Origin of the sequence: Chromobacterium indicum, assembly GCF_039708975.1 — a bacterium.
GTDB lineage: Bacteria > Pseudomonadota > Gammaproteobacteria > Burkholderiales > Chromobacteriaceae > Chromobacterium > Chromobacterium piscinae.
This window is the reverse complement of record NZ_JAYFSJ010000035.1, coordinates 1-3,597: the sequence shown is the minus strand read 5'-3', so window position 1 is coordinate 3,597 and position 3,597 is coordinate 1. Positions and strand designations below refer to the sequence as shown.

Below are 3,597 nucleotides of genomic sequence, written 5' to 3'. Positions count from 1 at the left end.
GGGCGGGTGGTGGAGCAGGCGGACGCGGACGTGATCTACCGCGAGCCGCGGGACGGCTACACCAAGAAGCTGCTGGGCGCGATTCCGCAGGGTTGGAGTCCGGCGCTGGCGCCGGCGTAGCGCGTAAGAGGCGATGCAGGACGAGCCGGCCCGGGTGGGCCGGCTTTTTTTATGGGCGGGATCATTCATGGTCAAAGTCCGCTTCCTGTTTTTGCATCAATCCCATGATTATTTCTCATCATCTGGCTTTGTGAAGACTTCTAGTTTTGACAATTTCTTTCAGTGATTTGTGTAAATGCAACATTTTTTACATAAAAACGACATTGTCAGATGAATATGGGACAAGAAGGCTCCTGAGAGAAAGGTTGGCGCGGCTGGTGGGGCTGGATGCTTTGCCGCATGCGGGTTTTGCTTTTATGTTCGCGGCATGATGAGGTGGTTTGGGGCAGAAAATTGCGCTGAACGGCATGGCGTATAGAAACGATCTGTACTTAATGACGAATTGTTACGGATATTGACGGTTTGTGGGAACTCTTCCCACACTCGAATCCAGAGCCATTTCATGCGATGTGAATGGCTTGAGCGCGATCACGCCGGCTGCAGAACTGGCGGACGAGATACGGACAAAGAACAAAGGAGAGTTTCGTGATGAAAAAGAAACAGTTGGCCGTGGCTTTGGCCATGGCGGGGATAGGCGTCAACGCGCCTGTGGTCTGGGCCGCCGAGGGCGTGTCCTCAGGAGAGCTGGACCGGGTGGAGGTGACCGGTTCCAACATCAAACGCAGCATCAAGCAGGAAAAAGCGCTGCCGGTGACGATCGTGCGCGCCGAGGAAATGACCAAGCAAGGCTTCACCACGGTGGAGCAGGTGGTCAATTCGTTGGCCAGCAACCAGTCCAATCTGGTTGGCGCGTCTTCCGTGCAGTCGGTCAGCGGTGGCGCGTCCTATGCCGGCCTGCGGGGCTTCGATCCGCAATATACCTTGGTGTTGCTGGATGGCCGCCGGGTCGCCAACCAGGCGATTTCCGGCATCGCGACCGACCTGAACGCCATTCCGCTGTCGGCCATAGACCGGATCGAGGTGCTGCGCGACGGCGCTTCCGCGCTATATGGCAGCGACGCCATCGGCGGGGTGATGAATTTCATCACCAAGAAGAGCTATCAAGGGCTGACCATTTCCGGCGAAGCGCTGAGCCCTCAGCACAAGGGCGGCGATTCCGCGAATGTGAGCGTATTGGGCGGCGTGGGTGACCTGGCGAAAGATGGCTGGAACGCTTATGGCGTTTTGTCGTATCAGAAGAGCAAGGCGATTCGCACTGTGGATCGCGAATTCGCGACCAAGAATCAGTCTTTGAGCAGCACCACCTATCCAGCCAACTTTCTCTACAAATCCAAAGGCAATCCCGGCGACGGCAATGTTTACAACATGGCCATGCCGAATTGCCGTCCGCCATACTCCACGCCCAGGGATGCGACCAGCTGCGGCGAGAAGACTTGGCTGTTCATGGATCTTACGCCGGAAGTGGAGCAATTCACCGCCAACGGCAAGCTCAGCAAGCAGTTTGGCGACCATATGTTGACGGCGCAGTATCTGGGCGCCCGAAACATCAGCACCACGCGCATCGGCCCTACGCCGATGCAATCCGTCGCCACGCTGACCGCGGGCGTCAACAAGTACTTCCCGACCGTGCTGCCGGATGGCTCGCCGGTGACGCCGGGGGCGACGGCGGTGTTGAATCTGCGCAGCGATCCTCTCGGTCCCAGAACGACCAAGAGCATTTCCGATACGCAGCGGCTGGCGGTGAATCTGGAGGGGCTGATCGGCGGTTGGGATTATCGTACCGGCGCCGCGTATTCGTCGAACCAAACCACCATCAATTACAAGAGCGGTTATGTAAACAGCGACAAGATAGAACAGGCGCTGCTGACCGATCAGATCAATCCGTTCGGCGATTCCCCGGCCGGCGCATGGGAAGGCGTCGAGTTGAAAGGAGACGGCTGGATTTCGAAATATGAAACCGCATTGGCGGACTTCAAGGCCAGCAAGGAGATCTTTGCCTTGCCGGCGGGGAGTGTCGCGGCGGCGATCGGCGGCGAATTGAGGCACGAGAAGCTGGACAGCCAGATTCAGGATCTGGCCCAGTATGCGATCGGATCGGGGATCGCCGATTCCAAGTCAACCAAGGGCAGCCGCAATATCTCGGCGCTGTACCTTGAGGCGGAAGTGCCTGTTGTGAAAGGGTTGGACGTGCAGTTGGCGGCCCGGTACGACAAGTACAGCGACTTCGGCAAAGCTTTCAATCCCAAGGTCGCGTTCAAGTATCAGCCTGCGTCGCAAATCATGTTCCGCGGCTCCGCGAGCAGAGGATTCCGCGCGCCTTCGCTGTTCGACATTTTCCAGCCGGACGCCAAGACCTATACCAATGGCAATAATCTGGACGACCCGGCGCGCTGCCCGAACGGGACGCCGGCCAACGGCGGGGACAAGACGGATTGCGGCACCACGTTTTTCGCCAAGCAGGGAGGCAATCGCAATTTGGAGCCTGAACGCGCCACTTCTCTCACCTTCGGCGTGGTGATCGAGCCGATCAAGGAGATTACGGCCAGCGTCGATTTCTGGTGGACCACCATCAATAAAGTGATAGGCGTGCTGGACAATGATCTGATCTTCAATGACCCGGTCAAGTATGCCGACCGCTTTGTGCGGGTGAGTCCGAATGACCCGTATTCCAAGCTGGATTACGTTTCCACTCCGACTGAGAACTTGGGCAATCTGAGCGCGGCGGGTTTGGATGCTTCGTTCTCTTGGCGCTTGCCCAAGAGCCGCCTCGGTAATTTCACCATTAACCTGGATGGAACCTATACCTCCAAGTTCGTCCAGCAGGTGGAAGCGGGAGGGGTGTATTACTCGCGCTTGAGCCAATGGAACAATGGCCTGCAGCCGGTGGTTCGCTGGAAGCATTCGTTGGGATTCGGCTGGTCTTTCGGCGATTGGAGCGCGTTGCTCGCCCAAAACTATGTGTCCGGTTACACCGACTATAAGGCGACGCATAGCGTCAAGCCGTATTCCAACTGGAACCTGTCTTCCACTTATCTATGGAAGAAGAAGCTGAGCGTGACGGCGGGGGTGAAGAATCTGTTTGATCAGGAGCCTCCCTTCAGTAATCAGAACAAGTTCTTCCAGAAAGGATTTGATCCGATTCTCGCCGACCCGGTGGGCCGAGCCTATTTCTTGAAAGCGTCATACAAACTCTAGCTTTGGCTATTGTATTTAGTCCACAGCTATAGCATTCTGTCATGACGGCGCAGGTTTTTATGCGCAGGGAATGCGATGGCGGGGCGGTGATCCCACCCCGCCCGCGCGACAGGTTGGCAGCTCTGGCCGGACCTGAATGCCGGTCCGGCCGAGTCTGCCGGTTTTATTGAAGGAATGGGTAATCCATATGACAAGCATTGCAGCCAAAGGAGTGGGAGGGCCACCGCCCCGGCGACGATTCGCCGGTCTGGCGGGCGTCGTCCTGTTCCATGCCGCGCTGATCTACGCGCTGGTGACAGGCCTGGCCCAGGGGGTGGTCAAGGTGATCCAGCAGAAAGTGGA

General features: G+C 57.4%; 1 protein-coding gene. It reads left to right on the top strand.

From position 1 onward, the window contains the following. Positions 1 to 648: 648 nt before the first annotated feature. Positions 649 to 3,255 carry a TonB-dependent receptor plug domain-containing protein gene (locus VA599_RS24080; RefSeq protein WP_346791014.1) on the top strand — a complete coding sequence of 869 codons (2,607 nt, stop codon included), beginning with the start codon at positions 649 to 651 and terminating at the stop codon, positions 3,253 to 3,255. The last annotated feature ends 342 nt before the right edge of the window (positions 3,256 to 3,597 follow it).

Excerpts from the sequence above, each read along its gene's own strand:
- VA599_RS24080 (WP_346791014.1), top strand. The coding sequence starts at position 649 with ATGAAAAAGAAACAGTTGGCCGTGGCTTTGGCCATGGCGGGGATAGGC.